Genomic DNA, 17,131 nt, shown 5'->3' with positions numbered 1-17,131 from the left:
CCCAGGGCTTTCATGGTCGGGGGCGAGTGGGCCCACTCATGATTGGTTAGGCTGGCGAAAGGCGCTACGATAGCGCCGGTCAGGGAGCGAAGGATGTCCGATACGAAACAGCTTCAGATGGCCGGTCGGCCCACTTTCGAGAACAAGATCGTCGCGCCGGCCGATCTCGCCGCACGCGCAGCCGCGTTGCCGTTGCCGAGGGTGTTCACCAATGGCTGTTTCGATATCCTGCATCGGGGACACGTGACCTTGCTCGCCGAGGCTCGCGATCTGGGCGCCGCGCTGATCGTCGCGATCAATTCCGATGCTTCCGTACGTCGTCTCGGCAAGGGCGAGGACCGACCGGTCAATCCGCTGGCCGACCGGCTGGCGCTGATTGCGGCCCTCGAGAGCGTAACCCTGGTCACCTGGTTCGACGAGGACACGCCGCTCCAACGCATCCTCGACTGTCGGCCCGAGGTGCTCGTCAAGGGAGGTGACTGGCCGATCGAGCAGATCGTCGGCCATCGCGAAGTGCGCAGCTGGGGTGGGCGAGTCGTCTCCCTGCCATTCGTTCACGATCGCTCGACGACCGGGCTGCTGGCCAGGATCAGGCAGCTCTAGTGTGCTGTCCCGCAAATGCGCTTGCCGGCTATTGCGAGAAGATCGCCGCCATACCGCGTTGCGAATCCTCGCGAGGTGTTCAATCTTGCCGCGCTTCGCACCTTGCCTGACGGCGGTTTGGCGCCGAATCTGACTGCCCTCACCTGCCTGTCGGCCCGTCCATTTCGCGCACGCTTCCTCCCCGATGTGTCAGGGGACGTGTCAAACAGCACACCAGTGGGTCAACCGCTCAGCGCGCTGTGCAGCGAAGCGAGATCGTCAGCCGACTCGGCGAGCAGTTCGTCGAGCGCCGCGCTGTCGAACAGCTGCGCCAGCCCAGTGGCATCGACCGTCTCGCAGAATGCAGGATCGCGCCAGCCGTGTTCGGGGCTGGCCAGGCGGTTGGCGACGTAGAGCACGTCGGCGAGCGTCCGTATGGTCGCGACACTCCTCTCGGTTTCGTGTTCCTGGACGACAGTGAGAATCTCTTCGGGCAGGGCCATCGCCGCGAGCAGCGCGTGCCCGATGTGGTCGTGCCATTGCACGAGCAGGCCATAGAGCTCGACCTGATCGGCGACCAGTTCTGGGAAGTTGACTGCCCGGGAGAGCAGGTAAAAGGCGCCCAGGTCGTGAATGAGCCCGACGAACATCGCCTCATCGGGCGGAACCCGGGTCAGCCGGCGTGCCAGCACACGGCAGACCGCGGCGACGTGCATGCTGTGTTCCCAGAGGCGGCGGGACAGGGCCGCGAACGGGACCATGTTCCGTGATTTGAGCAATTGTTCCATGGCCACGGCGAAGGAGACCGTGCGCACGGCCTGCGTGCCGATGCGCGAAATGGCCGTGTTCACGTCGATGATCGGCCTGCCCGACGGATTCAACGCCACCGAGTTGGCCAGGCGGATGATCCGGGTGCTCATCAGAGGCTCGCTGCTGACCAGCCTGGCCAGGCTGTCGATGCTCAGATCCGGCTTGTTCAGTGCCGTACGCACCTCGAAGGTGATGTCGAGGAAGGTCGGGAACGTGACCTCGTTGCCCGAGAGATCGCGCGCGATGTCCTCGAGAATTCGGTAACTGAGCTGACTGGTCATGGAGTTGCTTCCAGGCGAGTTGATGGTCGGTGAACCCGGGCTCGCGAACGAGTCGACTGCGCAGCTGGCCCATGCCGTTGCCCGCTCGCTTCGCGCCGACCGTTTGCGGTGTATGATCGTCCTCTTGAGCCGGGCTCCAGGGCTGCTCGCAGGCGCTGCTCATCGCTTATCCGCCGCGCTTGAGCAGGTCCCTGAGCTTGGCGAAAGGCTGAGCGGTCGCAGCGGCCTTGCCCGCCGAATTCGGCCAGCCCGCCTGCCGGGCAGCCTCCGCGTCGAGTTGACGTGCGTGCTCGTTATCGTGGCAGTAGAGGCACAACAGTTCCCAGTTGCTGCCGTCAGGGGGGTTGTCCTGGTGGTCATGATTGCGGTGGTGCACGGTGAGCTCGCGCAGGTTCCGCTGCGAGAACTCGCGTCCGCAGCGGCCACAGATCCACGGGTAGATCCTCAGCGCCTGCTCCCGGTAGCCGGCCTCGCGTTCGCTTCGTCGGCGCATCGCTTCGCCGATCGCCTGGTCGGTACGGGCGGTCTTGTCGTTGGCCATTGGCGACCTCCTCTTGCCAAAGAAAGCTGTTCGGCCGGCGTCCACATCCGACTGGGTCAGACGAGGCACCCGACGAGCGGCACACGCATCTCTGCGGCACTGAGTCCACCATGCACGCCGAGCATCGCGAATCGCTGTTCGCCAGGCAACCAGTCCTTGATCGTCCAGTTATCCTTCATCAGCAGCGTGTAGTCCCCGGTTCGCGAGGCGAGCCGGGGATTGGCCGGCGGCGGTCCGAACCAGCCGGCACCGATCAGCTGCTCGCTCACGTGAACATGTGCGGCACGACCGAGTCGGCGTCGCACATAGCTCTCGAAAGGCTGGGGATTATCCGGCGCGACGTAACAGTAGGCGACTCGCCGCTCGCCGCAAAGCGGCCGGCTGAGCAGTCCGGCGAGTTCCGGGTGGTCGGCCAGATCGATGACCCGTCGCGCTGGGGAGTCGATGAAACCGTGGTCGGCGGTGAGCAGGAGCCAGGTGCCGCTGCCGCGCAGCCGGTGCAACAGTTCGCCGAATACCCGATCGATCGCCGCCAGAGTCTGTTGCGCCTGCCGGCTGTCGGTGCCACAGTGGTGTGAGCAGCTGTCGAGTTCGGGGTAGTAGGCGTAGATGTAGCGCGAGGAGGCATTGTCCTCGATCAGGCCGACGAGACAGGCGCACAGTTCCGCGAGCGATGTGTAGGCGGCGGTTCGTGCCCCCCGCGCATGCCAGACATTGAACGCGCTTCCGGCGATGCTTTTCGGCGAGACGACCCAACAGTCCCGGTCGAGCGCCTGGAACAGCGAATCATGGCCGAACAGCTGCACGGGCAGATCCTCGGGGGATCGTCTGGCTGGGCCGACTCGCGGGGTCAGCGGCAGGATGGCCAGGGTCTGGTCAATTTCCTCCATGTGCATGTGCCAACCGGTCAGCCCGTGATGGGCGGGCGCCAGCCCGGTCATCACCGTGGTGATCGCGCTCGCCGTCGTCGATGGGAAGACGGAAGTTATGGTCCCGATCAGGTGCCTTTGCAGGTGTCCGGCGCAGGCACTTCTGGTCAGCGTGCGCAGGCCCAGCCCGTCGATCAGCAGCAGGATGACGTGGCGCGCTCTGGCGAGCGGTTCTGCGGTCAGCGCGGCGAGTTGCGGGTAGAGTCGGTGCCCGCTGCCGCAGGCCGTGGCGATGCTCTGCATCAGATTGGCGAGACCCCTGCCGTGATAGTCGGGGAGGACGATCGAACTCATGGGTAGAGCATTCTACGCCGGCGGCCGCCAATGACGAGTCCTTTGCTGGCTGACATCCTGCCTGGCACGGGGGCTGACGGCGCCGTCAGTCGTCCGACACATTCCGGTCCGCTTCCGGCGTCCCCGCTTCCAGCCGCGCCTCGCCCGGCGAGGTCCCCCCGCTGTCCAGCGGCTGGCAACGACCCGCTCCTCCCGCTTGGCGTGTTCGGAATCTTGCGCCGCGGGCAGTGCGATGGGATACTCGCCGCTCCTCGATACTCACCGGAGACGCTGATGGATGCTAAAGATTTCTCACACTGGCAAGAGATCGTGCTGCAGTACGGTTCGGAACTCGGTGTCAAGATGCTGGCCGCGATTGCCTTCTGGATCATCGGCCGCTGGCTGATCGCGCTGGTCGGACGCCTGACGCAGAACGCGCTCGAGCGGCAGAAGGTGGACGCCACGGTGATGCGCTACCTTGGCACGGTGATTCACGTGACCCTGAACATCCTGCTGGTCGTCGGCATCCTGGGCTATTTCGGCATTCAGACGACGACCTTTGCCGCGCTCTTCGCTGCTGCCGGCGTGGCCATCGGCCTGGCCTGGTCCGGATTGCTCGCCAATTTCGCCGCCGGCGTCTTCCTGATCATCCTGCGGCCGATCAAGGTCGGCGACTTCGTGACCGTCGCTGGGGTGACCGGTACCGTCAAGGAGGTCGGACTGTTCAGCTCCGCGCTGAACACCCCTGACAACGTGCTCACGCTGGTCGGCAACAACAAGATCTTCGGCGATACGATCCAGAACTTCTCGTCCAACCCGTACCGCCGCGTCGACCTCAAGGCCCAACTCTCGGGCGCGGCGGATCATGCTGCAGCGATGGCTCTGCTCAAGGAGAAGGTCTCCGCGATCCCCAATGTCAGGCCGGATCCGCCGGTCGACGTCGAGATCCTCGAGTTCAATCTCGTCGGTCCGGTTCTGGTCGTCCGGCCATACTGTCACACCGATGACTACTGGCAGGTCTATTTCGATACCAACCGGGTGATCCGCGAGTCGCTGGCAGCCGCCGGCTTTCCGGCGCCGATGCCGGCGCAGGCGGTGTTCATCAGCAATCCCGGGTGAGATGAAACGCCGCCCTGCAGTGCGGGGAAGCGCGCGTCGACCGCGTGCCATCGTCTGCAGGCCGAGCGCGCCGATTGCTGAAGTCCGTGCGCGGCGACGAGCAGGTGGCCGTCGTGCCAAGGAGGCGGGAACTACGCGCCGGGGCGTCTGACGGGGCAGACGATGAAGGCTGAGTTTCTGCCGGGCAATCGGCTCAAGCTCCTGAACAGTGGCTCCGAGTACTTCCCGCAGCTGATCGGGGCGATCCGCGAGGCGCGTCACGAGGTCCATCTCGAGAGCTACATCTTCGAGGACGACGACACCGGACGGGCGGTCGCGGACGCGATGATCGGAGCTGCCCAGCGGGGCGTCATCGTACGCGTTCTCGTCGACGGCTTCGGCGCTCGCGACTTTGCCAGGCGCCTGCAGCCGATGCTCGTCGTGGGTGGCGTCCAGGCAATGATCTACCGGCCGGAGATCTCGCGTTTCCACCTGCGCCGGCATCGTCTGAGGCGGCTCCATCGCAAGCTGGCGGTCATCGACGGAGAGGTTGCCTTCGTCGGTGGCATCAACGTGATCGACGATCTCAACAATCCCGAACGGATGCCGCCGCGCTTCGACTATGCCGTCAGGGTCGAAGGTCCGCTGTTGCAGCCGATCAACACGACCCTGCACAGGCTCTGGGAACTCGTCGTCTGGGCACGACTCAGACGTCGCTACCGCCTCGTCTCGCGGGCGCTGCGCGGCAGACCGGAGCCAGTCGGCAGTCAGACCGCAGCCTTCCTGGTGCGCGATAACATCCGCCACCGCCGGGATATCGAGCAGGCGTATCTGACGGCGATCTCGGCTGCCCGCAGGCATGTCCTGCTGGCCAACGCCTACTTTCTTCCCGGACGGCGTTTCCGGCGTGCGCTGCGCGACGCTGCCCGCCGCGGGGTGCGTGTCGTCGTGCTTCTTCAGGGTCGGGTCGAGTACCGGCTGCAGCACTACGCTACCCAGGCTCTCTACGACCGCCTGCTGCATACCGGAGTGCGCATCTTCGAGTACCGGCGAAGCTTTCTGCACGCCAAGGTGGCCGTCATCGATGACCACTGGGCGACTGTCGGCTCGTCGAACATCGATCCGTTCAGCCTGCTGCTGGCCAGGGAAGCGAACATCGTCGTGGACGACGAGAAGTTCGCCACCGAGCTGCGTTGCAGCCTCGAGGAGGCGATGACCATCGGTGCCCGCGAAATGCCGATCGAAACCTGGAAGCGCGTTCCCTGGTATCGGCGTCTGCTGCACTGGGCGAGCTACGGTCTCGTCCGTTTCTTCGTCGGCATCAGCGGCTACGGGGGCAAGCGCTGAGCAGCGAGCAGCGCACGTCGGGCGGGCACACGGCCAATCGACCACGCGCTGATCGCCCAGGTCCAGAACTCGCGCAGCGGTGCTCCAGCCACCTCCGCAGGAACCTGATGGCCGAGGAAACGGAGCGCCTCGGCGAGCAGGGGGCTTCCTGAGCCGGGGTCGACCGGCTGTGCCCGGGTCTGCTTGGAGAGCTTCTCGCCGGCCGAGTTGGCCGCCACGGGCAGGTGCGCGTAGCTCGGCGTCGGCAGGCCGAGCCTGCGCTGAAGCCAGATTTGGCGCGGCGTCGATTCGAGGAGGTCGGCACCGCGGACAATCGCGCTGATTCCCTGGGCCGCATCGTCGACGACGACAGCGAGCTGATAGGCGAACTGACCGTCGGCGCGGAGCACGACGAAATCGCCGACGGCGTGTGCGAGGTTCTGCTGGAGTCGTCCCTGGATGCGGTCTTCGAACGCCATCTCGATGTCCAGAACCCGCATGCGCCAGGCGCGCGCAGCTGCTCCGGGGCGCGCTCCCCTGCGGCAGGTTCCCGGATAGATCAGCCCGCCGTCGACCGAAGTCGCTGGACGGTGTCCGGCAATCTCGCTGCGCGAGCAGCTGCAGGCGAAGACGGCGCCTTCGCGCTTGAGGTGGCTGAATGCCGCATCGTACAGGGCGAGGCGCCGGCTCTGGACGGCGATTTCGCCGTCCCACTCGAATCCGAAGCCGGCGAGCGTGCGGACGATGCTCCCGGCCGCTCCGCGCTGCGTGCGCGGGCGATCGACGTCTTCGATGCGCAGCAGCCACTCCCCGCCGTGAGCACGCGCGTCGAGGTAGCTGGCGAGAGCTGCAACCAGCGATCCAAAATGGAGGGGCCCGGTCGGAGAAGGAGCGAAGCGACCGCGGTAACCTCCGCTTTCATGGCAGCCGACCGGAGCGATCGCGCTCATCGCCCTTGTCCAGCCATTTGCGACGTTGCGTCGCGGGCCAAGCCGACTGCCTGCCGCTTTCTCGTTTGCATCGTTGCCGGGTAAGATACGGCGCCTGAACCCAGGGCGCCACCAGGACCCCCGTCATGAGCAATCGTTCGATCACCCCTGCCGACGAAGCCGCCATTCTCGCCGAGGCCCTTCCGTACATCAAACGCTTCCACGGGAAGACCATCGTCGTCAAGTATGGCGGCAACGCGATGACCGACGAGCACCTCAAACAGTGTTTCGCGCGCGACGTCGTTCTGCTCAAGCTCGTCGGCATGAACGTCGTCGTCGTTCACGGCGGCGGGCCGCAGATCGAGAACCTGCTCAAGCGGGTCGGCAAGAAGGGGCGCTTCGTTCAGGGGATGCGCGTGACGGATGCCGAGACGATGGAGATCGTCGAGATGGTTCTCGGCGGCCAGGTCAACAAGGACGTCGTCAATCTGATCAACCAGGCGGGGGGAAAGGCGGTCGGCCTGACCGGCAAGGATGGGAGCTTCATCCGGGCGCGCAAACTGCTGCTTGCCAATGCCGACGACAGCGCGGATCTGATCGACGTCGGCCAGGTCGGCGACATCACCCAGATCGACCCATCGTTGATCGGGCACCTCGAGGCAGGCAACTTCATTCCGGTCGTCGCGCCCATCGGCGTCGGCAAGAACGGAGAAACCTACAACATCAATGCCGACGTCGTGGCCGGGAAGATCGCCGAGATCCTCAAGGCGGAAAAGCTGGTCATGCTGACCAACACTCCGGGTGTTCTCGACGAGTCCGGGAATCTGATCACCGGCATGACGCCCAAGCAGATCGACGAGATGGTCGCCGTCGGGACGCTGTCCGGCGGTATGTTGCCGAAAATCAGTTCGGCACTCGAAGCCGCGCGCAATGGTGTGAAGAGCGTGCATATCATCGATGGTCGCGTCGAGCACGCCGTACTGCTCGAGATTCTCACCGATCACGGGGTCGGTACGATGATCAGGTCGCATTGAGCGGGATGGCACGGCAGATTCCGGCTCCGGTTTGGCTATTCGACCTCGACAACACGCTGCATGACGCAACGCCGCACATCTTCCCGCAGATCAACCGGTCGATGGTCAGCTACATCTGTGACCACCTGGGTGTCGACGAGCTCGCCGCGACCGAGCTCCGCCAGCGCTACTGGCATCGCTACGGGGCTACGCTGCTGGGGCTGATGCGGCATCACGGTACCGACCCGCGGCACTTCCTCTGGTGCACCCATCAGTTTCCCGATCTCGGCCAGATGCTCGTCGTCGAACGCGGGCTGCGCAGCATGCTGCGCCGGTTACCCGGGCGCAAGATCGTTTTTTCCAATGCGCCGCTGCGCTACAGTGAACGGGTGCTCGACCTGGCGAGAATCCGGAGCTGTTTCGACACCGTCTATTCGGTCGAGCGGATTGCCTTCCAGCCCAAACCGGCGGTCGGCGGCTTCCGTAGACTGCTGCGCGGCGAGCGTCTGCGCGCGATGAACTGCATCATGGTCGAGGATTCCCTGGCCAACCTGCGTACGGCCAAGAGGCTGGGGATGAAGACGGTCTGGTTGAGCAGCAGCACCCGCCAGCCCTCGTACGTCGACGTCCGCCTGGCCTCCCTGCTCGACCTGCCCCGGCAGTGGAGGCGCCTGCGCGGGCGAGCGGAGCGGGTCTGAAGGTGGCCGCGGAGTCGGGGATGAACGGTTCGGGTTCCGGGCACGAGTCAATTCTCGAGTACAAGGCGATTCTCGATCACTCGGGAATCGCCGTCGTCTGCACCCGCAACCGACGCGTCTGCCGCTGCAATCCGCGCGCCGAGGAATTGTTCGGCTGGGCCCGAGGCGAACTCGTCGGACAGCCCGACAGGGTCTTCTTTGCCGACGACGAAGCCCGTGAAGCCCTTCGCCAGCGGGCGCTCGCAGCGCTCCGCAACGGACAGATTCTCGACAGCGAAGTGGAGATGATCCGCCATGACCGCAGCCGCTTCGTCGCCCAGCTGATCGCTCGGGCAATCGATCCGTCTGCGCCACGACTCGGCACCGTCTGGATGGTCCGTGACGTGACGGCTGAAGTCGCTGCCCGTGAAAGCAATGTGCGCCTGCTGCGCGAGCAGACGCTGATCTTCGAGCGCGCTCCGATCGGCATCGCCTTTCTCCGCGACCGGGTCATCCAGCGCTGCAATCCGAGTTTCGAGAGGATGTTCGGCCATCCGGCGGGCGAGCTCGTCGGACGTTCTACAAGGGTCTGCTTTGCCAGCGATGAAGCTTGGGAGGATGCCGGTGCGCGTGCGTACGCGGCAGTCGCCAGTTCAGGCAAATTCGTCGGCGAGTTGCCGTACTGTCGGGCCGACGGGACGCCGATCTGGTGCCAGGTGACCGGCAGTCTGCTCGATCCGGGCAGGCCGGCGGAGGGTTACGTCTGGCTCTTCGAAGATGTCACTGCGCGGCGGGCTGCCGAGGAGGCCCTGCGCGAGAGCCACCTCGAACTGGAACGACGAGTCGCCGAACGAACCGTCGAATTGTCCCGGCAGCTCGACTTCATGCGCCAGCTCGTCGAAGCGATTCCCGGACCGGTTTTCTACAAGGACCGACAGGGACGCTATCTCGGCTGCAACCAGGCTTTCCTCGAGATGATCGGCAGGCGGCGCGAGCAGGTGATCGGCGCGACCGTTCATGACCTGGCGCCACCTGACCTCGCAGCGCGCTATCAGGCTGCCGATGACGCGCTGTTTTCGCGGACCGGGTCGCAGGTTTACGAGGCGAAAGTTGCCCATGCCGATGGGACGGTGCGCGACGCCGTCGTCCACAGGGCGACCTACGGCAACCCTGATGAGCCCGGCGGCGGGCTCATCGGCGTGATTCTCGACATCACCGAGCGCAAGCGCATGGAGGCACGGCTCGAGCAGGCCGCGACGGTCTTCGACAGCAGCGCCGAGGGCATCACGATCACCGCGCCTGATGGCTCGATAATCGCCGTCAATCGGGCGTTCAGCGAGATCACCGGCTACCGCGAGGAAGAAGTCGTCGGACGCAACTCGCGGATACTGCAGTCCGGCCGGCATGACCGGGCGTTCTACGAAGAGATGTGGAACACGCTGCGCAGTCGCGGACGATGGCAGGGAGAGATCTGGAACCGGCGCAAGGACGGCCGGCATTTCCTCGAGTTCCTGACGGTCAGCGCGGTCAGGGATCGCGGCGGCGAGGTCACTCACTATGTCGGGGTCTTTTCCGACATCACCGAGCTGAGAAGAGCCCATGATCTGCTTGCCTACCAGGCGCACCACGACCCGCTGACCGGTCTCCCGAACCGCCTGCTCCTCGGCGACCGGTTGCACAAAGCCTTGCAGCGTGCCCATCGCGACGGGAAGCAACTGGCGGTCCTGTTCATCGATCTCGACCGCTTCAAGAACATCAACGATACGCTGGGCCATCAGGCAGGCGATCAGGTGCTCTGCGAGGTCGCACGGCGACTGAGTCGGCTGATGCGCGAATCGGACACCGTCGGGCGGCTCGGTGGCGACGAGTTCCTGATCCTTGCCGAGGACATAGGCGGCCCTGGTGCGGTGTCACACGTTGCCGAGAAGATCATGAACGCCCTGCAATCGTCGCCGGTGACCGTTGGACAGGAGTTCTTCGTCGGGGCGAGCATCGGGATCAGCCTCTTCCCGCAGGACGGGGGCGACGGCGAGACGCTGATAAAGAACGCGGACGTGGCCATGTATCGGGCCAAGGAACGCGGGCGAAACGCCTACGAGTTCTTCACCCGCGAGCTGACGCGTACTTCGCTGGCTCGCCTGCAGATGGAGACCGACCTGCGCCGCGCGATCGAGCGGAACGAGCTGAGGGTCTTCCTGCAGCCGCAGTTCTCACTGGCTTCCGGCAGGCTGGTCGGTGCCGAAGCTCTGGTTCGCTGGCTGCGCGCCGATGGCGGACTCGTCCTGCCCGGCGAGTTCGTCCGGCTTGCCGAGGAGTCGGGCCTGATCGTTCCGATCGGCGAATGGGTTCAGCTGACGGCTTCCCGGCAGTGGGCGGAATGGCTCGCCGCCGGCCTCGAGCCCGGAGTCCTGTCGATCAATGTTTCCGGAGTCGAGTTCGCTCGTGGTAACATCCGCCACGTGGCAAAAGGGACGCTGCTCGCCACGGGTCTTCCGGCAAGGTTCCTTGAGCTGGAGATCACCGAAAGTGCGATCATGAGCCACGCCGGAAGTGGCCTCGGGGTCCTCGACGAACTGCGAGCGTTGGGCCTGGGTCTGGCCATCGACGACTTCGGTACCGGCTACTCATCGCTGGCTTACCTGAAGCGGCTGCCGCTGAACAAGCTCAAGATCGACCAGAGCTTCGTTCGCGGTCTGCCTGGCGACCTCGACGATGCGGCGATCACCCGCGCGGTGATCGCCCTGGCCCACAGTCTGCAGCTGACTGTGATCGCCGAAGGTGTCGAGACCGAGGCGCAGCGTGCCTTTCTCTCGGGCGAAGGCTGTGACGAGATGCAGGGCTACCTCTGCGGCAGGCCGATGCCCATCGACGAGTATCGCGAGCGCTTCCTGTCCGTCTGAGACGCAGCGACGGGGTCGTCGCGAGTCGGGCGGGATGTCTGTCTTTCAGCGAAAGGCAGGAGCGGGCGCCGTTTTGCACGGAGCATGTGTTGCCGAGCCAGTCGGCCGTGCTCGCCTGGCCTTGTGCGGAACAGGGTTGGCAACGTATTGGGGAGGCGGCGCACGAGCAGCCTCGTCTTCAACTTCCATAGTCCAGACGCGTCTGGCCTTTGCGCAACAATGTCCAGTTCTCACCGTATGCCGTTCATCGACGCCTTGAAGGCGCTGGCTTCACAATTGATCGTTCTCCATCACCTGGCGTTCTACGGACCATTGTCCGACCAGGCACAGGAACTGGCTCCAGGCCTGATCTCGTGGCTCAGTCAGAACGGCCGCTACGCGGTGCAGGCGTTTCTGGTCATCGGTGGCTTTCTGGCCGCGCGCAGCGTCGCGCCAGCCGGACTGCTGCTCGCACGCTCGCCGCTCGGGCTGCTCTGGCGACGCTATCTGAAACTGGTCACCCCGTTCCTGGTCGCGGTTCTGGTGGCCATAGCCAGCGCCGCGCTGGCGCGCCAGTTGATGAGCCATTACTCGATTCCCGAGTGGCCCACGACCGGGCAGGTCATCGCCCATCTCTTCCTGCTGCACGGCATTCTCGGCTATGACGGACTGTCGGCTGGCGTGTGGTACATCGCCATCGATTTCCAGCTGTTCGTCCTGTTCGTCGGCGTGCTCTGGCTGGCGCGACGCGTGCAGCGTCCGGAGCGCGCAGGTCCCTTGCCCGCGGTGCTTCTCGTCGGGGCCCTGGCCGTGGTGTCGCTCTATCACTTCAACCGGAACGGCGACTGGGACAACTGGGGAATCTATTTCTTCGGTTCCTACGCGCTGGGTATCGCTGCCTGCTGGGCGACGGACCCGAAGAGGCTGGTCGGCTGGCTGCTGCCGGCGGCTGGGGTGGTCCTCGTCGCGCTGGTCATCGACTTTCGGCCGCGCATCGCGGTCGCGCTGTTCGTCGCGCTGAGTCTCGTGCTGGCGCGGGTCGGCGGGCTACTCGAAGACTGGCCGCGGTCGCGGCTGGTCTCCTGGCTTGGACGGATCTCTTACTCGGTCTTTCTCATTCATTTTCCGGTCTGTCTGCTGATCAGCGGGCTGTTCGTGCGCTTTGCTCCGCCAAGTGCGTGGGTCGGCGCGGCGGGGGTGCTCATCGCCTGGCTGGGCAGCGTCCTCGCTGGTGCCCTGTTTCACCGTTTCGTCGAGACGGCTGCGGACCGGCGACTCCTCGTCCGGCTGCCCGCGATCGGTGCGGTGAGGAACGGCCAGACTGCCTGACCGGTGGCAGGGCAATCGTGGCGATCCGGACGGGAGACCGGCCCGAGCGTTCGGAGGCGCTGATCTACCCGTCCCTGCTGATCCAGGCTGCGGCGCTGAGCGCGTAATAGCTGAGAATGCCGTCGGCACCGGCACGCTTGAACGCCAGCAGGCTCTCGAGGACACAGGCGCGTTCGTTCAGCCAGCCATTCTGTACGGCGGCCTTGAGCATCGCGTACTCGCCGCTGACCTGATAGGCGTAGGTCGGGACGGCGAACTCCTCCTTGACCCGCCGGACGACATCCAGATATGGCAGACCGGGCTTGATCATCACCATGTCGGCACCTTCGGCCAGGTCCATCGCCACCTCACGCAGCGCCTCGTCGCTGTTCGCGGGGTCCATCTGATAGCTCTGTTTGCTTCCCTGGCCGAGGCTGGCGGCTGAGCCGACGGCGTCGCGGAAGGGCCCGTAGAAGCTCGAAGCGTACTTCGCCGAGTAGGCGAGAATCCGCGTGTGGATCTGGCCGTCTTCGTCGAGCGCCCGGCGGATCCGCCCGACCCTGCCGTCCATCATGTCCGAAGGGGCAACCACATCGGCGCCGGCCTGCGCGTGAACCAGAGCCTGCCGGGCGAGCACTTCGAGCGTTTCGTCGTTGAGCACGTAGGCGCGCGGATCGCGCTCATCGATCAGGCCGTCCTGGCCATGGCTCGTGTAGGGGTCGAGAGCGACGTCGGTGATCACGCCGAGTTCCGGGAGTTCCCTCTTCAATGCTGCGACGACGCGCGGGACGAGCCCGTCGGGGTTGCAGGCTTCTTCCGCTCCGGCCGTCTTGGCGCTGCCGTCGATCACCGGAAAGAGCGCGAGCGCCGGTATGCCCGCTGTCAGAGCCTGTTCTGCCGTCCTCAGCAGCCGGTCCAGGCTTTGTCGTTCGATTCCGGGCATCGACGGTATCGGCTCGACACGGCACGTGCCTTCGACGACGAAGACGGGGTAGATGAGGTCGTCCGTGGTCAGTCTCGTTTCACGGATCAGGCGACGAGAGAAGTCGTCGCGTCGCATGCGGCGCATGCGCAGCAAGGGAAAGGCTGGCGGATAGTGCATGTGATGGGCCGTCGGTGAGCAGAAAAGGGAATCGGAGGGTAGGGGGCGTCAGAGATCCGCGATGCGTCAGACGCTGTTCTGCGGCATCCCGCGGCTGGTCGATGGTGTCTATCGCCGGCGGGATGGGCCGTCGGGCGAGGCCCGGCAAGCCTCGGGCGACTCTGCCGGGGTCACCGGGGACGACCCTTCGTCAGGGGCGACTCCCGTGAGGCCGAGCCAATCTCCGAGGACGTTTTCCGCCTCGGGGAGCCCGGACTTCCTGAGGCTCGAGAAGAGCTGAGCGGAGCACTGGCTGCCGATCTCCCCAAGTTGCGAAGTGACCCGCCGGAGCGTCAGCAGCCGCTGCTCGTGAGAGAGCTTGTCTGCCTTCGAGAGCAGGACGTGGATCGGCTTGCCGGTCGGGGCAAACCAGTCGAGCAGTTGCCGGTCGAGCACAGTCAGCGGGTGACGGCTATCCATGATCAGAACCAGCCCGCGGAGCGCTGGACGCTCGCGCAGATAGGGGGCGAGAAGCCGTCCCCATTGGGCACGGATCTCCGCTGGAGCCTTGGCGAAGCCATAGCCCGGCAGGTCGACGAGATATCTGCCTTCGGCGACACGGAAGTAGTTCAGGTTCTGCGTCCTTCCTGGTGTCTTCGAGACGAAGGCCAGGCGGGTGTGATCGGCCAGCGCATTGATCGCCGAGGACTTGCCGCAGTTCGACCGTCCGGCGAAGGCTACTTCGCTCAGCGAGTCGCTGGGCAGATCGACGAGTCGAGCAATGGTCCGGTAAAAGACCGCGTTTCGAAAGAGAGGCATCTCGCGGCAGGTCGAAGACGAAGCGCTGCCCGGACACCCGCCCGGGCAGCAAAGTGGTATAGAATATCAGCTTTGATGTGGCTTCTTCAGCCTTGGGTCAGTGATCGTTGTCAATGGGAGTTCGGAGATGATTCGTACAGCGGTTCTTGCGGTTCTTGCGGCTCTTGTGGCCGTCAGTTTCCCGTCGCTGGCTACAGACCAGGAAAGGAGCAAGCCCGATCTGGCCAAAGCCCGGGAGATTGCTGAAGGGGTCTGTGTGGCCTGTCACGGTGCTGACGGCAATAGCCCGGTCCCAGCCAACCCGATTCTCGCTGGTCAGATTCCCGAGTATCTGCACAAGCAGCTCAACAATTTCAAGGCTGCCGATGGCAAGCCCGCGGAGCGCAACAACCCAATCATGGCGGGCATGGTCGCGGCCTTGTCCGACGAGGACATGCGCAGTCTGGCCGTCTACTTTTCGCAGCAGAAGATCAAGCCCTCGGTGGCCAAGGAAGAAAAGCTTCTCGCCGAGGGCAAGCAGTTGTGGCGCCGCGGCGACTTCGCCAATGGCGTCCCGGCTTGCGCAGGCTGCCACGGGCCCGCGGGGGCCGGCCTCCCGGCGCAATACCCAAGGCTTTCCGGGCAATACGCCGAATACACGGTGACCCAGCTGAAGTCGTTCCGGAGTCACGAGCGGCGCAACGATTCCGAGAAGGTGATGCGCATGATCGCCGGCAAGCTGTCCGATCACCAGATCGACGCTGTTGCCGAGTACGCCGCAGGGCTGCGCTGACCGAAGTTGACAGGGCACGCGAGGCGGCGACGCCCGGGTTTGGCGACGCCTCATCGATCTCCTCCCCTGGCGCAGCACCGAGCATCCGCCAGGGGGTCGAAGGTGATGACCAGAAAGGACACTTCATGAAGACCATCAGGCAAATCCTCGCCGGCAAGACCAGGCCTCTGGTCACGGTCTCCCCCGACGATCGAGTCTTTCAGGCGCTGCAGGTGATGTCCGACCACAACGTCGGGGCCGTGCTGGTCGTCGACGGAGAGAATCTCGTCGGTATCTTCTCGGAGCGCGACTATGCACGCAAGGTGATCCTGCTCGGCAAGGCGTCGAAAGAGACGCTGGTTCGCGAGATCATGAGTGACCGGGTGCTCTACGTCACCCCCGACCGGTCGGTTGACGAATGCATGGCGCTGATGACCGAGAAACACTTCCGCCACCTTCCGGTCCTCGACGACGGCAAGGTCGTCGGGATCGTCTCGATCGGTGACGTGGTCAAGGAAACGGTCTGCGAGCAGCAGTTCATCATCCAGCAGCTGGAAAAGTACATCGCCGGCTGAGCGGGATCTGCCCCGGGTCTCTCGTTCGGCGGCCCGCCCGGCGGGCGCGCGGTCGGCGGATCGTTCCGATGTCCGTCAGGGAAGTTCGTCCATCCCCGACCGGGTCAGGTGTCCGGTCTGACCCCATTGCTCGAGAGTCCACGATTCGTCGCTGACGCGAATCCAGTTGATGCCCGCGTTCGGAATGACGAAGTCGCGCGGTTGGCTCAGGCTGTTGCCGCGCGCGAGACGGTTGACGATATCGAGCACCCCTCCGTGGGTGACCACGACGATCGTCTGTCCACCGTGGGCAACGCTCAGATCCCGAAGGCCGGCAATGACTCGCTCGCTGAGCTGCTCGAGGCTCTCGCCGCCGAAGGGGATCGCGAACCCCGGGTCACGCGTTTCGAAGGCGTGGTAGTCAGCTGGGTATCTCTGACGAGATTCGTCGTAGGTCAGGCCTTCGAAGAATCCGTAGCGACGCTCGCGGAACTCTGACCGGAAACGCAGAACGAGATTGAGTCGGGCGGCTATTCGCTCGGCTGTCTGTCTTGCGCGGAGCAGATCGCTGCTGTAAAGCGCGTCGATCGGCTCACGGGTCGCGAGCCAGGTGGCCGCTGCATCGGCCTGGGCCAGTCCTGCCGCGTTGAGCCCGATGTCGATCTGTCCCTGAATCCGTTTTTCGGCGTTCCAGGTCGTCTCGCCGTGCCGGACGAGACAGAAGCGCGTCGATTTCATTTCTTTGTTGACCAGGCTGCGGTCTCGCAACCGTGCGAGACCGACCGGCGTGCTGCCGCCACGGGCGTATCGAGCCCGCCGTCCGATGACCTGCCGAGGGCGTGATTGTAAGTCATCTTCGATGCGGCGAGCTTCGCCTGACGACCGTTCCTCGCCTCGTCCATCTCGGCGGCCACGGCACCGGCCGCAGGTAACGGGATCGCCTCCGTACGATTCCGGCCTTCTCGTCCGCATCCCGGGTGCCAGCGTTGTGCACTTGGCAAGCGCCGGAAGCCTGGTCGTCACCTGGTGGACCGACGCTGCCGTAACCCCCCGAGCATCGACGCGCGGCAGATCCGCGTAGGGAGCGTGGCCTGCGAAGCGACGTCCGCCCAAGGCTTCAGGCGACTGCAGCTTGTTCCTTGTGCTCGCGGCGGCGGATTGTGATGCGATCGCACTGCTGCACGATCGTCACCGGGAAGTGGCATGACGTGCTAACATCTTTCGTGGCGGGTCTCCCCGCATCGCAGGATGGTGAACCTGGTCAGGTCCGGAAGGAAGCA

At 64.9% G+C, this 17,131-nt stretch carries 16 protein-coding genes; 9 read left to right on the top strand and 7 right to left on the bottom strand.

The window, feature by feature from the left end; translation table 11 throughout:
• Positions 1–93 precede the first annotated feature (93 nt).
• A complete protein-coding gene (locus tag NFW05_RS12030; protein WP_295306988.1) occupies positions 94–603 on the top strand; it encodes an adenylyltransferase/cytidyltransferase family protein in 510 nt (169 codons plus the stop codon).
• A 221-nt stretch (positions 604–824) separates the two neighbouring features.
• Here the strand turns inward: NFW05_RS12030 and NFW05_RS12025 are convergent, their stop codons facing one another.
• The 3 genes from NFW05_RS12025 to NFW05_RS12015 form a co-directional block, all read right to left on the bottom strand.
• Positions 825–1,673 carry an HDOD domain-containing protein gene (locus tag NFW05_RS12025; RefSeq protein WP_295306985.1) on the bottom strand — a complete coding sequence of 283 codons (849 nt, stop codon included), beginning with the start codon at positions 1,671–1,673 and terminating at the stop codon, positions 825–827.
• A gap of 166 nt (positions 1,674–1,839) precedes the next feature.
• Positions 1,840–2,214, bottom strand: coding sequence for a YajD family HNH nuclease (locus tag NFW05_RS12020; RefSeq protein WP_295306982.1), 375 nt, complete (start codon positions 2,212–2,214; stop codon positions 1,840–1,842).
• Between the two features lie 56 nt (positions 2,215–2,270).
• Complete coding sequence (locus NFW05_RS12015; RefSeq protein ID WP_295306979.1) at positions 2,271–3,437, bottom strand: alkaline phosphatase family protein; 1,167 nt, start codon at positions 3,435–3,437, stop codon at positions 2,271–2,273.
• Positions 3,438–3,710: 273 nt separating this feature from the next.
• Here NFW05_RS12015 and NFW05_RS12010 point away from each other — a divergent pair, with 273 nt between their 5' ends.
• Positions 3,711–4,535 (top strand): mechanosensitive ion channel family protein, encoded by an 825-nt coding sequence (locus NFW05_RS12010; RefSeq protein ID WP_295306976.1) that lies wholly within the window; start codon positions 3,711–3,713, stop codon positions 4,533–4,535.
• Between the two features lie 162 nt (positions 4,536–4,697).
• Positions 4,698–5,861 (top strand): cardiolipin synthase ClsB, encoded by a 1,164-nt coding sequence (gene clsB, locus NFW05_RS12005; protein WP_295306973.1) that lies wholly within the window; start codon positions 4,698–4,700, stop codon positions 5,859–5,861.
• Here clsB and gluQRS read toward each other — a convergent pair.
• Positions 5,843–6,790, bottom strand: coding sequence for a tRNA glutamyl-Q(34) synthetase GluQRS (gene gluQRS / locus NFW05_RS12000; RefSeq protein ID WP_295306970.1), 948 nt, complete (start codon positions 6,788–6,790; stop codon positions 5,843–5,845). The genes clsB and gluQRS overlap by 19 nt on opposite strands.
• A gap of 125 nt (positions 6,791–6,915) precedes the next feature.
• Here gluQRS and argB point away from each other — a divergent pair, with 125 nt between their 5' ends.
• The 4 genes from argB to NFW05_RS11980 all read left to right on the top strand — a co-directional run bounded on the left by argB (position 6,916) and on the right by NFW05_RS11980 (position 12,667).
• On the top strand, positions 6,916–7,803 hold the full coding sequence (argB, locus tag NFW05_RS11995) for an acetylglutamate kinase (RefSeq protein WP_295306967.1): 888 nt from the start codon (positions 6,916–6,918) through the stop codon (positions 7,801–7,803).
• Positions 7,804–7,808: 5 nt separating this feature from the next.
• Positions 7,809–8,480 (top strand): pyrimidine 5'-nucleotidase, encoded by a 672-nt coding sequence (locus tag NFW05_RS11990; protein WP_295306964.1) that lies wholly within the window; start codon positions 7,809–7,811, stop codon positions 8,478–8,480.
• 20 nt (positions 8,481–8,500) lie between these two features.
• Positions 8,501–11,359: a PAS domain S-box protein gene (locus NFW05_RS11985; RefSeq protein ID WP_295306962.1), complete on the top strand. Its 2,859-nt coding sequence runs from the start codon at positions 8,501–8,503 to the stop codon at positions 11,357–11,359.
• A gap of 219 nt (positions 11,360–11,578) precedes the next feature.
• Positions 11,579–12,667, top strand: coding sequence for an acyltransferase (locus NFW05_RS11980; RefSeq protein WP_295306959.1), 1,089 nt, complete (start codon positions 11,579–11,581; stop codon positions 12,665–12,667).
• Between the two features lie 64 nt (positions 12,668–12,731).
• Here NFW05_RS11980 and hemB read toward each other — a convergent pair whose 3' ends face one another.
• Entirely contained in the window at positions 12,732–13,748 is a 1,017-nt protein-coding gene (gene hemB / locus NFW05_RS11975; RefSeq protein WP_295306956.1) for a porphobilinogen synthase, read from the bottom strand.
• 108 nt (positions 13,749–13,856) lie between these two features.
• A complete protein-coding gene (gene yihA, locus NFW05_RS11970; protein ID WP_295306953.1) occupies positions 13,857–14,546 on the bottom strand; it encodes a ribosome biogenesis GTP-binding protein YihA/YsxC in 690 nt (229 codons plus the stop codon).
• Between the two features lie 127 nt (positions 14,547–14,673).
• Here yihA and NFW05_RS11965 point away from each other — a divergent pair, with 127 nt between their 5' ends.
• Together NFW05_RS11965 and NFW05_RS11960 are read left to right on the top strand one after the other, a co-directional pair.
• Positions 14,674–15,318, top strand: coding sequence for a c-type cytochrome (locus NFW05_RS11965; RefSeq protein WP_295306950.1), 645 nt, complete (start codon positions 14,674–14,676; stop codon positions 15,316–15,318).
• Positions 15,319–15,443: 125 nt separating this feature from the next.
• Entirely contained in the window at positions 15,444–15,872 is a 429-nt protein-coding gene (locus tag NFW05_RS11960) for a CBS domain-containing protein (protein WP_295306948.1), read from the top strand.
• Between the two features lie 75 nt (positions 15,873–15,947).
• On the opposite strand, the gene NFW05_RS11955 is transcribed toward NFW05_RS11960, so the two are convergent.
• The gene (locus NFW05_RS11955) at positions 15,948–16,589 is read right to left on the bottom strand and encodes a histidine phosphatase family protein (protein WP_295306945.1); all 642 of its coding nucleotides are present in this window, start codon (positions 16,587–16,589) and stop codon (positions 15,948–15,950) included.
• Between the last annotated feature and the right edge of the window lie 542 nt (positions 16,590–17,131).

This window comes from Accumulibacter sp. (assembly GCF_023806625.1).
In the GTDB taxonomy this organism is placed as follows: domain Bacteria; phylum Pseudomonadota; class Gammaproteobacteria; order Burkholderiales; family Rhodocyclaceae; genus Accumulibacter.
Note: the sequence above shows the minus strand (reverse complement) of the source record. Positions and strands in the feature narration are given on the sequence as shown.